This window comes from Amycolatopsis sp. CFH S0740, assembly GCF_004522315.1.
Taxonomy (GTDB): Bacteria; Actinomycetota; Actinomycetes; order Mycobacteriales; family Pseudonocardiaceae; genus Amycolatopsis; species Amycolatopsis nivea.
Map to the genome: position 1 here is coordinate 25,437 of NZ_SDLS01000004.1, position 18,148 is coordinate 43,584.

Genomic DNA, 18,148 nt, shown 5'->3' on the forward strand with positions numbered 1-18,148 from the left:
CTCACCCCCGGTCGCGGCCGGTGAGCTGCGAGAGGTCGAGCTTGCCGTCGAGCAGGCGGCCGACGAGCAGTCCCGCCGCGCCCAGCACGAGGACCAGCAGGAACGCCCCGAACCCGCCGATCGCGGCGGCGAGGCCCAGCGCGAGGCCGGTGACCAGCCCCAATCCCGTTGCGTTCACGACACCGTCTCCTTCCGGTTTTCCGGCCCGGGTTCCCCCGCGGCCGGCACTTCGACGTCGGCGATCAGCACGTGCACCGGACGGCCGGGGGACGCGGCGGCCGCGCGCACCGCGGCCGCCACGTCGCCCGCCGAGAACGGGGCCCGGACCGTCACGCCGACGGTGACGTCCTCGTCGGTCACCCGGACTCCGCCCACCCGGCCGCCCGCCCCGAGCGTCGCGACCCGGCCGAACTCGCCGCCGTGCACGTCCGCCACCTCGGGCAGTTCGCGCACCGCGGCGGCGATCCGGCGGGCCTCCTCAAGCGGGTTCATCGGTCCGTCCGCTCACTGCACCCGGCCGCTGTCGCCGGACGCGTCCTCCTCGTCGTCCGACGGCAGGTGCAGGTCGCCGACGTTGATGTTGACCTCGACCACCTCCAGCCCGGTCATCCCCTCGACCGCACTGATCACGTTCCGCCGGATCGAGCGCGCGACCTCCGCGATCGACACGCCGTACTCGACCACGATCTGCAGGTCCACCGCGGCCTGCTTCTCCCCCACCTCGACCGAAACGCCCTGCCCGGCCGACGCCGTCGCGCCCGGGATCCGCTCGCGCAGCGCCGAAAACGCCCGCGCCGCGCCGCCGCCGAGGTCGTACACGCCGGGGATCTCCCGCGTCGCCAGCCCGGCGATCTTCTGCACCACCACGTCCGCGACGGTGGTCGTCCCCTGCGAACTGGTCAGCGGACCGGCGTTGACCTTCTCCACGTCCTGGGTCTTGGCCGCCGTGTCAGTCGTCGAAGCCATCGATTCTCCTCCAGTCGGTTCCCGTTGTTCAGTTCATCGGATCGACCCGGCCGCCGCGCAAAACTCACTCCCCGAACGAGTGGCGACGATCACATCATCGGGTGAGTGACGATTCGGGATCCGCGCTGTCGTTCACTCTGACGCATTCCCGCGTTCGTTGTTCGGCAATGAAGGAGGGCACTCATGTCGATGGGCGACAAGATCGGCGCCAAGGCAGACGACTTCGGCGGCAAGGCCAAGGAGGCCGCCGGTTCGCTGACCGGCGACGAGAAGCTGGAGAACGAAGGCAAAGCCGACCAGGCGAAGGCCGGGATCAAGGAAGCCGCCGAAAACGTGAAGGACGCTCTCGGCGACGCGGCGGGCAAAGTCAAGAACGCGCTGAAGAAAGACTGACTTTCTCCTCGAGAACGCGGGATTCCGGCACGGAGCCGGGGTCCCGCGTTCGCTTTTCGGGGATCAGTGAGTTTTCTCGGCAGCTGCGGCGGGCGGCCCCGTTGCGGCGATGCACTGCCGCCGGGCTGCGTGGCGGACCTCAACGCTGCAGCAGATTCTCCACCGCCGCGACGACCACGTCCGGCCGGTCGAGCGGGACGTCATGAGAACTGCGCTCAGCAGTGACCAGCGTCCGGTTCGGCGCGCCGTGCGCGAAGTCCTGCTGCGCCTGCCGCCACAACTGCGCGTCCTCGGGAGTCGGAAACGGCGTCTCGGCGGACACGATCACGGCCGCCGGAATGCCGGACGGCCAGGTCAGCTTGTGATACGCCGCGTGCACCGGCCCGTAGCCGTCGGCTTGGGCGAGCAACTCGCGCGTCTGCCGGGTGGACGGCGTCTTCTCGAGCTCTTCCACTTGTTTCTCGTTCAACGCCACTAATTTGGCAGTCTCGGCCGGGGTGAAGAACTGCGGCAGATTAGCGTCCACGAACACCGCGCCGACAACCCAGTGCGGATGGCTCCGGGCGAAGGAAAAGGCGACTTCGCCAGCCAGCGAATGCGACACGAGAACGACGTTTCCCGTTACTCCCAGCTGCGTCAGCCCCGCGGCGAGATCGGCGGCGGCATTGTCCGCTCGCCACGGGCCGGACGCCTCGTCGCTTTTGCCTTCCCCGGCCCGGTCGTAGGCAATCACCTCGGATCCGGTCTTCGCCGCGAGTTCCGGAACGACCTTGCGCCATTCCGAAGAATCCATCCCGCCGCCCGCGTCGAGCACAATCGCGGGCAACCGGCCCGGAGTCACGGAAAACGCCATCGTGCGGCCATTCACCGGCACCAAGTGCGGTCCGGCGGCCGGAGGATCAGCCGCACCAGCGCACGCAGCCGCTCCGCCGATCGCGACAACCGCCGCCACCAGGGCAGCTAGCCGCGCTTTTCCCTGCCGTACACCAGAATTCGTCACTGGATCCCCCTCCACTCGCCAAGAAGCAACCTCAGCGTCGCGAAGAATCCAGTCGAATGCGATACCGCTGGCTGCCCAAGCGCAGTAGGGGAAACCCCACCTCAGTCGCTGAGCGGAAGCGAGCGTTCTCCAGCCGCCGCGCGCCGTTCGGCCAGGTCTTTCTCCACTGTCGGGTAGATCCGCTCCAGCCGGTAAGCCCAGAACAGAACGATCAACAGCACGAACAACGCCATCGGCACATAAACGAACAGCGCGTTGATCGCGGACAGCGCCGAATCCGGCTGCGTGCGGTTCAAGCCGTTGTAGCCCGCCGCGCCCATGACCCAGCCGAGCACCGCCGCGCCCAGCCCGTACCCGAGCTTCTGGCCCATGCTGCCCGCGCTGTACAGCACGCCCTCCAGCCGGCGGCCGTTCTTCCACTCGCCGTACTCGATGGTGTCGGGCAGCATGCCCCAGATCGCGCCGAAGATCGGGATCCGCCCGATGCCGCGGAGAACCGAACCGGCGACCGCCAGGGTCATGTCCGTCGGGTCGATCGCGATGACCAGGGAACCCGCCACGAAGATCGCGGCGCCGACGATCATCGGCGCGACCTTGCCGAACCGCTGGTAGACCGGCTGCATGAACAGCATCCCGAGCAGCGCCGGGATGTAGAGCAGGAACGACATGAGCGCGGCGAACCCGGCGTTGCCCAGGAAGTACTGGGCGAAGTAGGCCGTCGCCCCGGTGTAGAGCGATTCCGCGACGCTGAACACGATGAAGATCGCGAACAGCAGCAGCCAGTAACGGTTCCGGCCCGCGAGCTTCAGCGATTCGGCGATTCCCGGCTGGTCCTTCGGCGGCGCGGTGTCGACGAGACGTTCCCGCGTGTTGCGGAAGGTGATGAAGAACAGCACCGCCGCGACCGCGCCGAACAGGCAGAACGTGATGATCCACGCGCGCTGGTCGTCGCCGAGCGCGCTCACCAGCGGCAGGGTGAGGACGGTGACGACCAGCGAGCCGAGGGTGGCGCCGAACATCCGGGTGACGTTGAGCCGGGACCGTTCGGTGAAGTCCCGCGTCATCCGGGTGTTCAGCGTTCCGTACGGGATCACCGCCGCGCTGAGGGCGATGTTCATCAGCGCGTAGGTGATCGCGATGTACACCAGCGTCGGCGCCGGGTCCATGCCCGGCACGGTGAACACGAGGATCAGCGCGACGGCGAACGGCCCGGCGGCCCACAGCACCCAGGGACGCGCCTTGCCCCAGCGGGTCGAGGTCCGGTCGACGATCGCGCCCATCCCGACGTCGACCACGCCGTCGAACAGCCGCGCGACGAGCACGATCGTGCCGACCGCCGACGCCGCCGCCCCGATCACGTTGGTGTAGAAGAAAACCACGTAGGTGGCCAGCGCGCCCCAGGCGATGTTCGTGGCCAGGTCACCGCCTCCGAAGGAGAGGCGTTCCTTCCGGCTCACCGTGGCGAATTCTTCGCTTCGTGCGCTCATCGTCGAGCGTCCCTTCGGATCGGGGTGGGGAGATCAGTGCTGGGTCGCGGCCAGCAGTTCGTCGGCGAGCGCGGCCAGGTCGAGGTCGTTCGCGCGCTCCACTTGGGCGACGGCGGCCGGGTCGATCGCTTCGATGCCGCGGTACGCGCCGGCGATCGCGGCCGCCATGCAGCCGATGGTGTCGCTGTCCCCGCCCGCGTTGGCCGCGAGCCGCGCGACGCGCACCGGATCCCCGCCGGCGGCAACGAAGAACCCGAGCGCCGCCGGCACCGCTTCCGCGGCGGGCAGGCCGACGCCGATTTCTCCGGCGATCAGGTCGATGGCGTGCTCGTCGTCGCGAGCCGTGATGGCCAGCGCGACCGCGCGTTCGATCCGCCGCTCGACCGACGCGCCCGGCACGTCCCGGCCCTCGGTCCGGCCGAGTTCGGCGCCCGCTCGCGCGCCGTCGACGGCCGCGCGGACGATGTCGACGATCTCCGCGCCGGGAGTGCAAGCCCGCGCGACGGCGGCGGCGATGGCCGCGGCGCCCGCGACGCCGGGCGGCGTGTTGTGGCTGGGCACGCAGGTGGTGAACGCGGTGCGGACGGCCGCCTCCGGGTCGCCGTGGTGGAACAGCCCGACCGGCCCGACCCGCATCGCGGCCCCGTTGCTGGCGCCCTGGGTCATGATCGTCCCGGTCCGGCCGACCTCGCGCGGGTCCTCGCCGCGTTCCAGCCGGGCGATCGCCTCGCGGGTGGTCGGCCCGGCGAAGTGCGGGAAGTAGTTCTCGTTCTTCGACCACTCGATCAGCAACCGCGCCATGTCGTCGGGGCTCAGCGCGGCTCCGGTGCGGGCGAGCAGCCGGGTCAGCAGGATCATCTGGCTGGAGTCGTCGGTGATCTGCGCGGCGGCGCGTCCCTTGGCGTACGGCGCACCCGGGAGCGGGGCGTGGAATTCGGTGACGTAGCCGCCGAACGCGGCGCGGATCTGGTCCCGGCTCAGTTCCTCGGTCGGCGCGCCGAGCGCGTCGGCCAGGCAGGCCGCGGCGAGACTGCCGTGGATCTGGGAACGCAGCACAGAATTCAACTCGGTTACCTCTCAGTCGTGATCGTGATCAAGTCGTCTGGCCACCCGCCGCGCTGCGAGCCGGACAGATAGGTGCGGCCGCCGACAGCGGTCACGCACCGGGTCGCCTGGGCCACTGCCCGGCGAAGGCTTTCGGACACTCCGGCCCCGGCCAGCAACGCGCCCAGGAACGCCCCGGCCAGCGCGTCACCGGCCCCGGTCGTGTCGACGGCAGTCACCTCGCCGGTCAACCGCGCGCGATGCACCACTCCGTCGCGGTCCACAGTGGACGCTCCGTGCGCGCCTTCGCTGAGGACAACGAGGTCCGCGCCGAGCCGGATCACCCGCTGGGCCGCTTCCCGCGGGGTGGCAGCGAGTTTGGCCGCCGAAGCGGCGTTGAGGAAGACGATGTCGCTGAGCCCGAGCAGCCGCGCGAACTCCGGCTGGTCCGGCTCGAACGCGTCCGGTTCGAGATCGACGGCGACCCGCGCCCCACGCTCCCGGCCGAGTTCGGCGACGGCGGCCGCCCACGCGAGGTCGTCGGCCAGCGGGGCCACGATGTCCGCCCCTGCCAGGACCGACGCGTCGATCTCCTCGATCGCCGGGATCTTGATCCCGGTGTCCGCGCCGGTCAGCGCCTTCTCCCCGCTCGCGTCGAGCTGGACGAAACACATCCAGGTCGGATGCTCGAGGTCGCGCAGCGAATGCTCGAGCGACACGCCGAGCCCGCGGAGTTCGGCCAGCGCGGCGTCGGTGTCCGGCCCCGCTCCGGTCTTCGTGATCAAGTCGACCGCGATGCCGTGCCGCGCGGCCGCGGCGGCGAGGTTGGCGCTCATCCCGCCGCCGTACACGCCGGACAGGGAGCCGATGGCCTTGTTGTCGTTGCCCGCGATGTGCGGGACCTGGACGAAGTAGTCGATGCTCGCGTCCCCCACGACGACGAGCCGCGGCCCGGCGCTCATCGCTCGCTTCTGAGGTCGATGTCGAGGTGGTAGCGATCGCCGCGCAGGATGTAGCGGGTGAACTCCACCGGCCGCTGATCAGCGCCGAACGACGTGCGCTCGCGGAGCATCGCCGCGACCCCGGGTTCGACCTGGAGCCGTTCGGCCTCCGCCGCGGAGAGATTGACGGCGCTGACCCGCTCCCGCGCATGCGTGGGCTGCGCGTCGCGGCCGGAGAGGAACGCGTACAGCGAATCCCCGGTGAACTCGGCGAAGTCGATCCCGGGCTGGGGCGCCAGATAATGGTCGAGGAAGACGAACGGATCGTCGCCGATCCAGTACCGCCGCTCGATGTGGCTCACCGTGTCGCCGGTTTCGAGGTCGAGCGCCTTGGCAACCGCTTCGGCAGCGGGTTCTTCGGCATTGCTGAGCAACTCGGGCCGGATCGCGAAACCGCGCTGCCGCAGCTCGCGCCCCAGACCGAGCATCGGGCTCATCGCCCGAATCTCGTTCGACGCGACGATGCTGCCGCGACCATGGAACCGCTCCACGAGCCCGAGCCGCTGCAACTCCTGAAAGGCGCGCCGGACGGACGTCTGGGACACCCCGTACTGCGCCCGCAACTGACTCTCCGACGGCAGCCAGTCCCCCGGCTTCAGCCTGCCGCTGAGGATGTCGCGCTGGATCTCGCTCTGAATCGTGCGATAAAGCGGCGCACGGCTGGGTCGACCGGTCATGCAACTTAGTGTACTAAGTGTGTCAACTAGGCTCCCGCTTCACCCGAGGCACCCAGGCCCCGACGTCCGTGAAGGGCTCCTTGAGGGAATCTGACCTGGATCCACCNCACGTAGGCGGCGTGGTGCTTGCTGTGGTGCAGCTCGTTGATCTCGCCGGAGATGTGCGGCGCGAGGGCACCGTAGTCGTAATCGAGTTCGGGCAGCTCGTACCGGGCCATGGGGCCCTCCTTCTGTCTTCGACATCAAGTCTTGCCCCCTCGAACCTAGTAGCACACCCGCACCCCGGGCGAGCGGGGGCGGCCTCGGCGCCACGGGCTGGAACCTGGTTGAGTGAATGTTCAACTTCCAGTACGGGGCGGCTTCGCCGACCACTGAGCGTGACCGTTTCGTCCGCCCCGCCCCGGTTCCCCCGGCGCCAGGTACGGTTGCTCCCATGGCGACGTCCCGGCTCGGCAGCGTGCAGCGGGTACTGCTGCTGTTCGCGCTGGCACTGGGCGTCGCCGTGATGCACCACGTGCCTTCCCCCGGTGCCGGGCATGCCATGACCAGCCAAATGTCCGTCGAGGCGCACTCGGCCTTGCCTGCCCCGGCCGCCGAGTCCGGCATGCCCGCCGGCGAACACTCGATGCTGCACCTCTGCCTGGCGGTCCTGTACGCGGCGGGCGCGCTCGTCCTGGGCCTGCTGGCCTTCCGCCGCTACCCCGCCGTGAAGGCCGTTTTCGACAGCACCCGCGGCTCCCCCGCCGCCGACCGCCCACCCGACAGACGGGGCCGGACTGTCCTGACTTCTCTCTGCGTGTTGCGAACCTGATCGGTATTTCCTTTCCGGTCTTTCCTCGCAATTTTCCTTTTGAGAGAAGGTTTTTTCGTGCGCAAAATCTTTCTCAGCGGCGCCGTGCTGACCGCGTCGCTCCTGCTCGGAGCCTGCAGCGGCCCGGAATCGCCCGCTCCGGCGCCCAGCTCGCAGGCGGGCCACAACGCCGCTGACGTCACGTTCGCTCAGCAGATGATCCCGCACCACCAGCAGGCGCTGGAAATGGCGAAAATGGTGCCGTCGCGCAGCAGCGACCCGAAGGTCGTCGACCTGGCGGGCCGGATCGACCGGGCGCAGGACCCGGAAATCCGGCAGATGCAGGGCTGGCTGAAGACCTGGGGCGTCGCCGCGACGAGCCACTCGATGCCGGGCGGCCACGAGATGTCCGGCGACCACGCGATGACCGGCATGATGTCCGACGCCGACATGAAAAGCCTGAACGCCGCCAAGGGCCCGGCCTTCGACCGGTCGTGGCTGGACATGATGATCAAGCACCATCAGGGGGCGGTCGAGATGGCGAAGACGGAGCTCGCGCAGGGCTCGGATGCCGGGGCGAAGGCTCTGGCGCAGCGGATTATCGATGCGCAACAGGCGGAGATCGCCGAGATGCAGGGGTTGATGAAGAGCTGAGCCCCGGGGGCACCGGGGTCGTTGGGCGGCTCCGGTGCCTCTGTTTCGCGGTGTTCCTCTGTGGACGATCCGCGCACAGCAGGCCGCGGCCGTTGAGATACCAAGCACCGGGCAGAAGGCCGTGAAGGGCTCCTTGAGGGAATCTGACCTGGATCCACCGAGTTGAGGTTTTGCTGATTTTGGTGGTGGGTGTGCGGGTGGTGTTTGTTGGGTGGGCGCGTTGGTGTGGCTGGCGTCGCACCAGCGTGTCCACTGTGGGTTCTCCGGTCGGTGGTGGGCGGGTCAGGCTGTGCGGGGTTTTCGGTGGGTGGCGGTGAAGAGCCCGAGGCAACTGTCCGCTCGTGGCCAGTTTTGCGGCAGGTGGAGGGTGATGGTGCGGGCGGTGCGGGTGAGCCGGGCGGCGAGGGCGACCAGGTGGCGGCGGATGGTGCCGGTTGCGGCTCTGGCGTGGAAGCGGCTGGCGAGGCATCCGGCGGCGCGCAGCAGGTTGTGGGTGAGGGCGGCGAGGGCGAGCCAGGCGGCGTTGGCGGCGAACCGGCCGGAGGGGAAGTGCGCGAGGGCGGAATTGTTGAGGTCGGCGAACACGGCCTCGATCGCGCCGGCGCGGCCGCGGTGCTGTGTTTCGGCGGTGACCGTGTCGAATCCGGTGTTGGTGAACACGGCCTGGTAGCGGTAGGCGGGGAACAGTTCGCCGGTCGCGTCGCGGGTGTCTCGGGCGGTGACGCGGACGCGGCGGACGATGAGGCGGGCGGTGATGAACTGGCCGTTGCGGGTGGGGTTGGTGAACGCGGTGTAGGGGACTTCCGCGATCTCGGCGGCGTGGGCCCATTGTCCGGTGTCGGCGTCGTGGACCGGGCGGCCGTAGGCGATGTGCTGCCATGCGTTCTCGCCGATGGCGGCGATCGCGGCGCGGACCGAGGGGTTTTGCGGCGCGGTGACGGAGAACCGGGCTCCCTCGGCGAGGATCGCGGCGAGGATTTCCCCGTGGTAGAAACCGGAATCCAGCCGGGCCACCAGGGTTGCGGTCGCGCCGCAGGCGCGGGCGGCGGCGAGGTTGGCGCGCACGAACGAAACCGCGTTGCGGGCGGAATGGGCCTGCCCGCCGCGCAGCCGGGTCCCGGTGATCACCGGCGCGGCCAGCGGCGAGGACAGGCACGCGCCGAGGAAGTTCAGCCCGCGGACCTTCGTGTAGCCGACCGCGGTGCCGTCTTTGCCCGCCCCGAACACCCGTGTGATCTTGGCGTCGATGTCGAGGAACGCCAACTGGCCGACCCCCGCCAGCAGCAGCGGGGCCCGCACAGCCAGGTTCTGCAATACCCGGGCGGAGACGTTCTGCAGCTGGGCGACGTGGCCGAGGGCGAAATCGCGCAGGAACGTGCCCAGCGTCGAGGGTGCCCGCGCCCCGCCGAACAACCGCGGCATCGCGCCGTGGCGGACCACGTCCAGATCGTCGATCGAGTCCGCGCCCGCCGCCATCCCCGCCACGATCGTCGACACCTTCGCACCGGCGTTGGACCCCGCTGTGGTCCCGAGCGTGAGCAGGTCGTCGGCCAGCGCGGCTACCCCCGCGTCCTCGGCCAGCCGCATCACCGGCACCAGCCCCGCATGCGACACCAGATTCGGATCGTCGAACCTCGCCGACACCGATCCAGCGGTATGCAATGATCGCATCCAGCAGATGCCCTCTCCCTCGGTGACAATTGCTCTGTCGCAAGAACAATCATCCCAGGCCAGAGGGCATCTGCTCCTCTAGACACGGCCTACAACACCAATCACACCGGTGGATCCAGGTCAGATTCCTTCAAGGAGCCCTAATGGGTTGTGTTCGGGTCTGGTTTGGCNTGATTCCCTCAAGGAGCCCTTCACGGATCTCTGCCCCAGCCGCGGGCGCTACCCGCGATTCCCGCGCGCTTTCCCTTGCACATCGCCCCGTTCCCCCTCCAACGTCCACTTCGGAACACCCCCGCTCCGGTATAGTCGGGCCAATGCGAACCCCTCCCTCCCCCGATTCCGGCGCTGCGCCCGATCCCGCGCAGCTGCTCGGGGCAAGGGTGCGCGAGCTGCGGCGCGGCCGAGGGCTCACCCTGAAGCAGGTCGGCGAGGTTTCCCGTCTCTCGCACGCTTTTCTCAGCCAGTTCGAGCGAGGCCTGGCCGCCGCGAGCGTCAGCACGTTGCAGCGGATCGCGGTCGCGCTGGACACCACGGTGTCGGCGCTGCTCGCGGGTCCCGCCGAGCAGGGCGTGGGATTGCTGCGCGCCGACGAGGGAATGGTGATGCCGGGGGCCGAAATCCCGACCGGGTCCACCGCGCGGGCGTTGTCCAGGGCAGGGTTTCCGGTGCAGCCCATCGAATACACCGGCGGACCGGCGGAGTTCGGCGAGTATTTCGAGCACGTCGGGCAGGAGATGCTGTACGTCGTCACCGGACGGATCGAGCTGGATTTCGCCGACGGGCGCCGCGAGCAGCTGGGCGAGGCGGACGTGGCCACCTATCCCGGGTCGCGGCCGCATCGCTGGCGCAGGCTGGGCGACGAACCGGTCCGGGTCCTGCTGATCAACGCCGGGGAATGACCGCGCGGCCGGGAGAAGCCGCGCGGTCCGGAAAAGCCAGGTTCAGCGCAGCAGCGGCACGACCTGCTCGCTGAAGCGCCGCATCTGCTCGGCGGCCATGTCGTAGGTGTGCCCGGGGAAATGCGGGAACAGCACGAGCTGTTCGAGGCCGAGCGTGTCCTTGTGGTGCTGCACGATCTCCGCGACCTCTTCCGGCGTGCCGACCGCCCAGCACTTCTGCCGCGTGGACTGCTCCAGCGTCGGCACCAGCCCGGCCGGGGCCCGGTTGCCGTCGTCGCCGCGGTAGCCGCTGCTCCAGCCGAACGGGGCGAGCAGGTTCCAGAACTCGTCGTGCCCGATCCGCCCGGTGCGCCAGGCCTCCTCGTGGGTGTCGGCGATGTGCACCGGCAGCACCAGAATGCGGTTCTGCCCCGGGGCCAGCCGGGTGCCGTGGCGCTGTTCGTACAGCTCGGCGTAGCGCTCCCACTGCTCGCGGATGTATCCGTGGTACTGGTTCCACCAGACGCACCCGTGGCCCACCTCGGCCGCGTAGTCCAAAGTGGGCGGACTGGTGACCGCCTGCCAGATCTCGACGGGATGCAGCGGACCCGGCACCAGCGTCAGCGTGTCCGCGTCGTGGTCGGGGTCGCGGTTGTCCGGCGGCGGCAGTTCGAAGAACTTCCCGTTGTACGAGAAGGTTTCCTGGCTCAACGCGGTGCGCACGATGTCCATGTACTCCGCGAACACCTCGCGGTTGTGCGCGTCGATGACCTTGCGTTCCTCGCTGGACGTCATCACGCCGATGTCCGCCTGATGCGCGGTGAGGCTGCGCAATTCGCGCGACACCGTGCCCCGGCCGACTCCGAGCACCGCCCGTCCGCCGGAGAGGTTGAGCAGGCTGCTGAAATCCTCGGCCAGCCGCAGCGGATTCCACTGCGGGACGATGCTGAACATCGACCCCAGCCGGATCCGCGACGTCCGCGCGGCCAGATGCGCTTCGAGCAGCATCGCGTTGGGCACGACCTCGTAGCCCTCGTGCTGGAAATGGTGCTCGGCCAGCCAATAGCTGTCGTATCCCAGCTCCTCGGCCAGTTCGCCCATCCCGACCAGCCGCTCGTGCGCGTGCCACACCTGCTCGCGGGTGGCGCGGCGGCGCGCGGCGGGCACCGGGTTCCCGGCCAGCACGTCCGGCATCTCGACCGAGCCGAAGAAAAACACTCCGTGCCGCACAGCGCCTCCATCCCGCCCGGGCTCGGCCGGGTCGTCCGCAAAAATGTAAGTAATATCAACACTGTGCGGCGCGACCTGCGGAGTGTCAAGCCCCAAGCAGCCTCTTGACATCTCGGGAAGCCGCAGCGCAGGCTGTGGCATCCGTGTTACCTATATCAACACTTCCGCCGCAGGGGGCTCTTCCGCTGGAGGACAGATGGTCAAAGACGCCCAGGCAGTCCGCCCACCCGCCGTGTCCGTCGAGCACCACGGCATCGAAAGGATTCCCGACGACCAGCGCCACGGTTCGCCGCGCTCCGCCTTTTCCCTGTGGTTCGCGGGAAATCTGCAGTACTCGGCGCTCGCGGTCGGCGCCATTCCCACCGCGTTCCTCGGCCTCGGGTTCGGCGAAGCCGTCCTCTCGCTGGCCATCGGCATCCTGATCGGCAGCGTGCTGCTGGGCTTCGCCGCCTCGATGGGCCCGCGCGCCGGCGTGCCGCAGATGATCCAGTCGCGGATCCCGTTCGGCTACTACGGCAATTTCCTGCCGGTACTGCTCCTGTGCCTGACCGGGCTCGGCTACTTCGCGGTCAACACCGTGCTCGGCGCCTACATCGTCCGCGAACTGTTCGGGCTGCCGTTCCTCGTTTCGCTCGTCGCGGTGGCGGCGGTGCAGATCGTCATCGCGATCGTCGGGCACGATCTGGTGCACCAGGCCGAACGTTTCCTCGCGATCGTCGCGTCCGTGCTCTTCGTGATCCTCACCTGGTACGGCCTGGCGAAAGGCGATCTCGCGGCGTCCGGCGACGTCCTGCACCGCGGCGCGGGCGGGGTCGCCGGAGGCATGCTGACCACCGTCGCGCTCGCTTCGACCCGGACGTTCGGCTGGTCGATCGGCGGCTCGGACTACACGCGTTACCTGCCGCGCGACACGTCCCGGCGGCGCGTGCTGCTCGCGGCGTTCTCCGGCGCGTCGCTGGCCGGGCTGTGGATGGCGGTCGTCGGCGCGGCGATCGGCACCGTGATCACTGTGGACAGTCCGACCGACCTGGTGGCGAAGCTGATCCCGGCCGGCCTCGCCGCCGTGATCCTGGTGGCGCTGCTCGCGGCTTCGATCTCCGGCAGCGTCCTGGACATCTACACCGCTTCGCTCGGCCTGCTGATGGTCGGCGCGAAGGTGCGCCGCTGGATCTCCGCGATCATCATCGGCGTACTGGGCACCGCGGTCGGTTTCATCGCCGGGCACAACGCCGGATCCGTCTTCGGCACCTTCCAGAATTTCCTGTTCCTGATGGGTTACTGGATCGGCCCCTGGCTCGGGATCGTCGTCGTGGACGCCGTGGTCTTCGGCCGCCGGGAGATCGATCCGCAGCGGTATTTCGACCGCACCCGTCGGTTCCGCCCCGGCCTGGCGGCGTTCGTGATCGCCATCGCGGTCTCCGTGCCGTTCATGGACCAAAGCCTTTACACCGGCGTTTTCGCGGCCCGTTTCCCGCAGTTCGGCGACCTCACCCCGTGGGTCGCGGGCGCGGTCGCCGCCGTGGCCTACTACCTCATCCGACGCTACCGGAAGGCCGACGAGTGACGAAACAAGCGCTTGGCCCCTTGAAATACGGCACCACGGTCATGCCCTGGGGCAGAGGAGCCGCGGCGGGCGGCTTCGTCTTCCTCAGTGGAATCGACGGCGTCACCGATGAGCACGGCCGGCCCGCCCACGGCGTCGCCGCGCAGACCCTGGTCACGCTCAACCGGGTGCACCGGCTGCTCGCCGACGCGGGCGCGGAGTTCGAGGACATCGTGCAGTTCGACCAGTTTCTCGCCGATCCCGCCGACCGCGCGGAGTACATGCGGGTCCGCGACGAATGGCTGGCCGAGCACGCGCCGAAGCTGCTGTCCGAGCGTTCGTACGCGTCGCTGCTGATCTATCCCCCGCTGGCCACCCCCGAGATGCGGGTGGAAATCCGGGTCGTCGCCTGTCTCGGTGCTTGAAGGAGATTCCTTATGGCTTCACGGTTTTTTGCCGAGCTTCGCGCGTCGCAGGTCCAGGCCGCCTGCGGCCCGTCCTCGGTCGCAGTGCTGCCCGTCGGCGCCATCGAACAACACGGCCCGCACCTCCCGCTGGCCACCGACGCGCTCGTCGCCGAAGCGGTGTCGAAGGAAGTCGTCGCCACGCACGACGAAGACCTCTGGCTGCTGCCGACGCTCAGCTACGGCCGCTCCGTCGAACACACCTGGGCGGCGGGCACCCTGTCCCTGTCCACCGCGACCTTCGCCGCGGTGCTCGACGACATCGGACGTTCGGTCGCCGCGGCGGGAATCCGCCGGATCGTCCTCGTGAACGGCCACGGCGGGAACGTGTCCGAAATCCAAACCGCGCTGCGCGATCTGCGCTTGGCCTACGGCCTGCTGACTTTCAGCATCAACGTCTTCCTCCCCGAGGAGCACGACCCGGCTTGGGCCGCGAGCGAAACCGGTCTCGGAATCCACGGCGGGGCCGCGGAAACGTCCCTGATGCTGCACCTGCGCCCCGACCTGGTCGACCTGTCCGCGGCGGAACGGCGGATCCCCGCGCAGATGGCCGACAACGTCCACACCCGATTCGGCGGCAGCGTCGCTTTCGGCTGGCTGGCCAACGATTTCGGCCCCGAGGGCTACCTCGGCGACCCGACCCTGGCCAGCGCCGAAGCGGGCGCGAGCGGGTTCAAGTCGATGGTCGCCACCTTGGGCGACCAGCTCGCGGAAGTCGCCCGCTTCGATTTCCCCGACTCCGCCCGATGACTCAGTCCCTCTCGCCGCAGGAAGCCGGTTCGCCATGCATACACCCCTGATCGTCGGCATCGGCGGCACCGTCCGCCCCGACTCCTCCTCCGAACGAGCCCTCCGCACAGTGCTCGACAATGTGCGGGCACACGGGGCTCGCACCGAACTGTTCACCGCGCGCGAGCTCGATTTCGCCATGTACGAACCGGATCTCGCGCACCGTTCCCCGTCCGCGACCGCGTTCCTCGACGCCGTCCGCCGCGCCGACGGCGTGCTGATCTCGACGCCCGGATACCACGGCGGATTGTCCGGCCTGCTCAAGAACGCGCTGGACTACCTCCAGGACCTCGCCGACGACGACCGCCCTTACCTGCACGGACGCGCCGTCGGCTGCATCGTCAGCGCGTACGGGCCACAAGCCGGGGTCACGACGCTGACGTCGCTGCGCTCGACCGTGCACGCCCTGCGCGGCTGGCCGACCCCGCTCGGCGTCGTGGTCGACTCGACGGCTCAACCGTTCTCCGCCGGCGGCCGCGTCGCCGACCGGAAACTCGCCGCCCAGCTCGCGACCGTCGCCGAGCAGGTCGCCCGGTTTGCGACCGCAGAGATCCGGACGGTCGCATGACGCTCTCGCTTGACACACGCCCCGTCGACGCCGCCCTCGACGCTCTCTCGGCCGGACAGCCGATCGTGCTCACCACCCCCGGCGACGCGGCCCTCGTCCTGCCCGCGGCGGAGGCCTCCACGAGGGTGCTGGCGTTCGTCATCCGGCACTCGTCCGGACTGGTCGGCGTCGCCCTGCCCGGCGACCGCTGCGACGCGCTCGAACTGCCGCCGATGCGACCGACCTTCCGCCACGACGACGGCCCTGGCTGGTGCGTCGCGGTCGACGCCGCGACAGGCGTCACCACCGGGATTTCCGCCGCGGACCGGGCTGAGACGATCCGCCGCCTCGCCGACCGCGCGACCCGGCCGGACGACCTCAACCGGCCCGGGCACGTGCTGCCGTACACCATCCGTCCACACGGGGTTTACGGCATCCCCGAAGCGGGGGTCGACCTGTGCCAGCGGGCCGGACTGCCCGCTGCGGCCGCCTTTGCCGCGCTGGTCAGTCCGGAAGATCCGACGCGGATGGCTAGGGCGGATGAGGCAGCTGCCTTCGCCGCGGCGCACAGGTTGGCGGTGCTTGATTCGGCCGATGTTCTCGGGAATGGCTCGGACGATCTTCGATCCAGATGAAGGCCCTCTCCGGACGGGGGTATCGCGACGGGCTGCACGGTTGAGGGGAGTTCGGCACCGCGCTGCATCCCCTCCGAAGCTTGACCGCGCTCCCGTCGGTGTTGCCGACGCCACGAGTCCCGGCGCAGGTACCGGCCCGAGCCGCCGAGCGTCCTTTGTGGACCGAATCTGAACCGGATTCGTCTTGGCAGAAGCGTTCTCGTCCGCATTCCGCGGTGATCGTCGCGGAGGTCCGGCGAGCGACACCCGACCTGATGACCGGGGTCGCCTGTCCGGCTGGCGGGGTCCCCCGGGTCCGGTCGCCGTGGGTCATCGGCGGCGGACACGACCGGGTCGATCTTGCTCCGGACCCTGGTCGCGCGAGCGGGCACTACCTTAAATTCAAGCGAGCCAGAGTCTTCGAAACGCACTCGCGGAGGTAGAGGATGCCTGCTCCGAACGACGAGAAACCCGACCGGCAAGGTTCCGGCAAGGACCGGCGGGACTTCCTGAAGGGGGCCGCCGCCGCGGCCGCGCTGGGGGTGGGCGGGGTCGCGGCCGGCGGCTTGCTGGGCGGGCAGCAGGCCCAGGCCTTCCCGCAGCAGACCGGACTGCCGCCGATCGGGGCGGAGATCCCGTGCAGCTGCCTGGCGATCAACACGCCGCTGCAGATCCGCACAGCCCTGGTCAGCGTGGATTTCCGCGGCGGGATCAAGGTGCGGGTCGACGTGAACCCGGACGACCCGGTCAACTCGGTGCGCCTGCGGGTCGTCGGCCACCGCGTGACGGCCGAACTCCCCGGCGGCGACAGCGCGGAGCAGGGCGGCGGCACGATCACGATCGAGCAGAACGACGTCGACGTGGACGCCAAGAGCCTGCTCAAACTCACGCAGAAGTTCCCGCCGCGCTACGAACAGGTCATGGTGCTGAGCTTCACCATGACGATCGACCAGCCAGACGGCCTCCTGCGCCGGGCAGGCATCCGGTCCCGGAAGGCATACGAGCCGCTGGTGCTGACCACGAAGGAACCGGGGATGCTCGTCGGACAGCTGACCCAGTTCCCGCCGCGCGGGGACCTGTACCAGCTGCAGAACCCGATCGACCTGGTGCTCCCGGACGACCCGGACACGACGATCGCGTCGATCCAGAAATTCCCGGTGAAGGTGGGCGGCCTCTGACGTCGCCGGGGACATCCGGCTCGCGGCCCGGTCCGCCCTTGCGAGGGCGGGCCGGGCCGCTTCGCGAGTTCTGGGACGACGGGGCGGCGGCAGCGCGCTGGCCCTGCAAGGCAGGCCGGGCCGCCTCACAAGTTCCGGGGCGACGGCAGCACCGTTGCCCTGCAAAGCGGGCCGGGCAGCCTCGCAGGGACAGCGGCAACCGCGGCGCGCATGCCTACAGAACGCGCCAGGCCACCCAGCAAGTACTGGGGCGGCGCGCTAGCCCTGCACGGCAGGCCGGGCCACCTCGCGAACTCTGCAGCGACCGGGCGACGACAGCGCCCTTGCCCCGCACAGCGGGCCGGGCCGCCAGTCCTGGGACAGCGGGCAACGGTGGCGCGCTTTCCCTGCAGCGGCCGGGCCGCTTCGCGAGTTCGGGGCGGCGGCACGCTTGCCGTGCGGGCCGTTCTCATGGGCGGCGATTCCGGTGAGAACCGACATTGCCGCTCACCAGCCACCTGCTCGCCGGTCATCCCGTCGGCGAGTTCGCCGCCCAGATCACCCGTCCGCGCGCGCAGCGGGTTGCGCCATCAGCCCCAGCACCGTCGAGCAGCGGACTACCGCGTCTGGGTCGCCGGAGAACGTCAGTTTTCCCGTCGCCAGCGCCTCGAACGGGCCGAGTGCGCCGGCGCCGATGCGGACGAATGTCGTCGCGTCGGTGCGGATGCTCAGCGCCGGGGTTTCGGCGGGTCCGCGTGCCGTGGTGAGTGCGCCGCGGTCGATGGTCAGGTGGAAGGTTTCGTCGTCCACCTGGAATTCGTACGTTTCCGAGACCTCCGGCAGCCGGCTCGCGTCCGCCATCGACTGGACGGCCAGCAGCGCCCAATGCGGGCGGGTGACCATGTCCGCGCTCGGTTCGCCCAGCAGGCCGATGCCCCATTTCGACAGCGCCAGCACCGGTTCCCGCAGTTGTTCGCCCAGCGGGCCGAGCCGGTAGGCGTGTCCGGCGCCGGTTTCGGAGCGTTCGACGATTCCGGCGCCGCTCAGCTTCTTCAGCCGGTCCGCCAGGAGGTTGGTGCCGATGCCGGGCAGGTCCGCGAGCAGTTCGGTGTAGCGGCGCGGGCCGAGCAGCAGTTCGCGCACGATGAGCAGCGTCCAGCGTTCGCCGACGGTGTCGAGGGCGGCGGCGAGCCCGCAGTACTGGCGGTACTGGCGTTCTCCTCGGGCGGTGGTCGTCACCAGC

General features: G+C 69.6%; 21 protein-coding genes and 1 pseudogene. 10 read left to right on the plus strand and 12 right to left on the minus strand.

Annotated elements, in window-relative coordinates:
- Position 1: 1 nt before the first annotated feature.
- From EIZ45_RS46020 to EIZ45_RS08860, 3 genes are read right to left on the minus strand one after another with little or no spacing between them, the layout of a single operon-like run.
- On the minus strand, positions 2-178 hold the full coding sequence (locus tag EIZ45_RS46020; RefSeq protein ID WP_037812875.1) for a hypothetical protein: 177 nt from the start codon (positions 176-178) through the stop codon (positions 2-4).
- A complete protein-coding gene (locus EIZ45_RS08855; protein WP_037812876.1) occupies positions 175-492 on the minus strand; it encodes a hypothetical protein in 318 nt (105 codons plus the stop codon). The genes EIZ45_RS46020 and EIZ45_RS08855 overlap by 4 nt, the downstream gene beginning before the upstream one ends.
- 12 nt (positions 493-504) lie before the next feature.
- A complete protein-coding gene (locus tag EIZ45_RS08860) occupies positions 505-966 on the minus strand; it encodes an Asp23/Gls24 family envelope stress response protein (RefSeq protein WP_037812877.1) in 462 nt (153 codons plus the stop codon).
- Positions 967-1,149: 183 nt separating this feature from the next.
- Here EIZ45_RS08860 and EIZ45_RS08865 point away from each other — a divergent pair, with 183 nt between their 5' ends.
- The gene (locus tag EIZ45_RS08865) at positions 1,150-1,359 is read left to right on the plus strand and encodes a CsbD family protein (protein ID WP_037812879.1); all 210 of its coding nucleotides are present in this window, start codon (positions 1,150-1,152) and stop codon (positions 1,357-1,359) included.
- Positions 1,360-1,498: 139 nt separating this feature from the next.
- Here the strand turns inward: EIZ45_RS08865 and EIZ45_RS08870 are convergent, their stop codons facing one another.
- The 6 genes and pseudogenes from EIZ45_RS08870 to EIZ45_RS08895 all read right to left on the minus strand — a co-directional run.
- A complete protein-coding gene (locus tag EIZ45_RS08870) occupies positions 1,499-2,212 on the minus strand; it encodes an alpha/beta fold hydrolase (RefSeq protein WP_205669834.1) in 714 nt (237 codons plus the stop codon).
- A gap of 248 nt (positions 2,213-2,460) precedes the next feature.
- On the minus strand, positions 2,461-3,846 hold the full coding sequence (locus EIZ45_RS08875; protein ID WP_134662199.1) for an MFS transporter: 1,386 nt from the start codon (positions 3,844-3,846) through the stop codon (positions 2,461-2,463).
- 33 nt (positions 3,847-3,879) lie between these two features.
- Entirely contained in the window at positions 3,880-4,902 is a 1,023-nt protein-coding gene (locus tag EIZ45_RS08880) for an ADP-ribosylglycohydrolase family protein (RefSeq protein ID WP_051728932.1), read from the minus strand.
- Positions 4,903-4,916: 14 nt separating this feature from the next.
- Positions 4,917-5,852: a carbohydrate kinase family protein gene (locus tag EIZ45_RS08885; RefSeq protein ID WP_134662200.1), complete on the minus strand. Its 936-nt coding sequence runs from the start codon at positions 5,850-5,852 to the stop codon at positions 4,917-4,919.
- The gene (locus EIZ45_RS08890) at positions 5,849-6,568 is read right to left on the minus strand and encodes a GntR family transcriptional regulator (RefSeq protein ID WP_134662201.1); all 720 of its coding nucleotides are present in this window, start codon (positions 6,566-6,568) and stop codon (positions 5,849-5,851) included. The genes EIZ45_RS08885 and EIZ45_RS08890 overlap by 4 nt, the downstream gene beginning before the upstream one ends.
- Before the next feature lie 107 nt (positions 6,569-6,675).
- Positions 6,676-6,786 (minus strand): annotated as a pseudogene (locus EIZ45_RS08895) (superoxide dismutase); the annotation flags it as partial.
- Positions 6,787-7,001: 215 nt separating this feature from the next.
- Between EIZ45_RS08895 and EIZ45_RS08900 the strand changes: the two are divergent.
- Entirely contained in the window at positions 7,002-7,379 is a 378-nt protein-coding gene (locus tag EIZ45_RS08900; protein WP_134669838.1) for a hypothetical protein, read from the plus strand.
- A gap of 57 nt (positions 7,380-7,436) precedes the next feature.
- Positions 7,437-8,012 carry a DUF305 domain-containing protein gene (locus EIZ45_RS08905; RefSeq protein WP_134669840.1) on the plus strand — a complete coding sequence of 192 codons (576 nt, stop codon included), beginning with the start codon at positions 7,437-7,439 and terminating at the stop codon, positions 8,010-8,012.
- 282 nt (positions 8,013-8,294) lie between these two features.
- On the opposite strand, the gene EIZ45_RS08910 is transcribed toward EIZ45_RS08905, so the two are convergent.
- On the minus strand, positions 8,295-9,683 hold the full coding sequence (locus EIZ45_RS08910; RefSeq protein ID WP_037805948.1) for an IS1380 family transposase: 1,389 nt from the start codon (positions 9,681-9,683) through the stop codon (positions 8,295-8,297).
- Between the two features lie 314 nt (positions 9,684-9,997).
- Between EIZ45_RS08910 and EIZ45_RS08915 the strand changes: the two genes are divergently transcribed.
- Positions 9,998-10,582 carry a helix-turn-helix domain-containing protein gene (locus tag EIZ45_RS08915; protein WP_051728933.1) on the plus strand — a complete coding sequence of 195 codons (585 nt, stop codon included), beginning with the start codon at positions 9,998-10,000 and terminating at the stop codon, positions 10,580-10,582.
- A gap of 42 nt (positions 10,583-10,624) precedes the next feature.
- On the opposite strand, the gene EIZ45_RS08920 is transcribed toward EIZ45_RS08915, so the two are convergent.
- Positions 10,625-11,791, minus strand: a complete 1,167-nt coding sequence (locus EIZ45_RS08920) for an LLM class flavin-dependent oxidoreductase (protein WP_134662202.1) — start codon at positions 11,789-11,791, stop codon at positions 10,625-10,627.
- A 196-nt stretch (positions 11,792-11,987) separates the two neighbouring features.
- On the opposite strand from EIZ45_RS08920, the gene EIZ45_RS08925 reads away from it, so the two are divergent.
- From EIZ45_RS08925 to EIZ45_RS08950, 6 genes are all read left to right on the plus strand, one after another.
- Positions 11,988-13,355 carry a cytosine permease gene (locus EIZ45_RS08925; protein WP_134662203.1) on the plus strand — a complete coding sequence of 456 codons (1,368 nt, stop codon included), beginning with the start codon at positions 11,988-11,990 and terminating at the stop codon, positions 13,353-13,355.
- Positions 13,352-13,759 (plus strand): RidA family protein, encoded by a 408-nt coding sequence (locus tag EIZ45_RS08930; protein WP_134662204.1) that lies wholly within the window; start codon positions 13,352-13,354, stop codon positions 13,757-13,759. Before EIZ45_RS08925 ends, EIZ45_RS08930 begins: the two co-directional genes overlap by 4 nt.
- A 12-nt stretch (positions 13,760-13,771) precedes the next feature.
- Entirely contained in the window at positions 13,772-14,548 is a 777-nt protein-coding gene (locus tag EIZ45_RS08935; RefSeq protein ID WP_134662205.1) for a creatininase family protein, read from the plus strand.
- A 34-nt stretch (positions 14,549-14,582) separates the two neighbouring features.
- Positions 14,583-15,155, plus strand: a complete 573-nt coding sequence (locus tag EIZ45_RS08940) for an NADPH-dependent FMN reductase (protein ID WP_134662206.1) — start codon at positions 14,583-14,585, stop codon at positions 15,153-15,155.
- Entirely contained in the window at positions 15,152-15,769 is a 618-nt protein-coding gene (locus EIZ45_RS08945; protein ID WP_134662207.1) for a 3,4-dihydroxy-2-butanone-4-phosphate synthase, read from the plus strand. The genes EIZ45_RS08940 and EIZ45_RS08945 overlap by 4 nt, the downstream gene beginning before the upstream one ends.
- Positions 15,770-16,194: 425 nt before the next feature.
- Entirely contained in the window at positions 16,195-16,926 is a 732-nt protein-coding gene (locus tag EIZ45_RS08950) for a twin-arginine translocation signal domain-containing protein (protein WP_051728937.1), read from the plus strand.
- A gap of 537 nt (positions 16,927-17,463) precedes the next feature.
- On the opposite strand, the gene EIZ45_RS08955 is transcribed toward EIZ45_RS08950, so the two are convergent.
- Entirely contained in the window at positions 17,464-18,144 is a 681-nt protein-coding gene (locus EIZ45_RS08955) for a winged helix-turn-helix transcriptional regulator (protein WP_205669835.1), read from the minus strand.
- Positions 18,145-18,148: the final 4 nt, after the last annotated feature.